A 1,164-nucleotide genomic window follows, 5' to 3' on the forward strand; every position below is an offset into this window, starting at 1 on the left:
AACTGACGTTTGGTGGAAAAAGTTGATAGAAAATCTGATATCACCTTAATAAGGCTGTAAAATAGATGTTTAAATAATAAAAATAAATGAATCTTAGAAAATGATATAATAATAGTGCCAAACAATCATGAAAAGGAACTACAAAAGCGAGTATTTTATCCTTGGATTGTTTGGCGACGTTCCTTTGGGGTAAAGTACTCGCTTTTGTGGTTTAAGGAACGTTATATGAAATTAAATAAGTCAGTATGTTCTAAGTGTGGAACACTGCAGCCACTGATGAAAAATGGAAAAAGTAAGCATGGTCAACAAAGATATCAATGCAAATCTTGTCTAAAAACATTTATTTTGAACGAGTCAACGACCAAACATTTAAAAATCAGTGATTATATATTGAAACAGTTTATCGGTTATATGATTGATGATGTGACTTTAGAAGTCATTTCAAGAAATTTAAGCATTAATATTAAAACAGCGCACTATTATCGATATTTAGTTTTTAATGCCTTAAATAGCTATCAAAATGAGATTAAGATTTCTGGAACAATACTGATAGACGAAACATTCATTAGTATTAGAGAAAAACAATATAAGATCTATCGACCCGATGGCAAAGACATCAGAGGACTATCATTTAATCAATTATGTGTGATTACATTGATTAATTTACAAGGCATTTCACTCGCCAAAGTATCTTCAAGAGCAATGGCACTACCCGATCATTATATGAAATTGTTTAACATCAATATCTTTAATCCAGATCTTTTCATTCATGACGGAAACCCTAAGCAAGTTCAATTTATGAATCAGTTTGACTGTGATAAAGTCAATGCTAGAAAAGATTCAACTGGTCTATATACAACCGATTTAATTGATTCATATCATAGTAATCTGAAGCGATATTTATTCAAACATGCAGGATACAGATTAAAGTATCTGCAACATTATTTAAACTTCTTCGTCTATCGACAAAATTATCTTTCAAAGCACTACATCAAAAATATGAGACACCAGCTTTTAGTTAAAAACTATATGTGCAATGATCTATTAAAACAAGTGAAAAGAACAAAGAAGATCATCACATACAAGACGTATTTAAAAGATAGAGGAATTACTGATATTTTGGAGTCAAGATAAAGTCTATCAACTTTTATCACCAAACGTCAG

Annotated in this window: 1 protein-coding gene and 1 pseudogene; both read left to right on the plus strand. The window is 30.3% G+C overall.

The window, feature by feature from the left end; all coding sequences use genetic code 11:
• Positions 1-225 precede the first annotated feature (225 nt).
• Positions 226-336: pseudogene (locus PG914_RS06895) on the plus strand (IS1/IS1595 family N-terminal zinc-binding domain-containing protein); the annotation flags it as partial.
• Between the two features lie 9 nt (positions 337-345).
• Complete coding sequence (locus PG914_RS06900) at positions 346-1,134, plus strand: hypothetical protein (RefSeq protein ID WP_488823097.1); 789 nt, start codon at positions 346-348, stop codon at positions 1,132-1,134.
• The last annotated feature ends 30 nt before the right edge of the window (positions 1,135-1,164 follow it).

It is taken from the genome of Acholeplasma sp. ORD1043 (assembly GCF_057808485.1).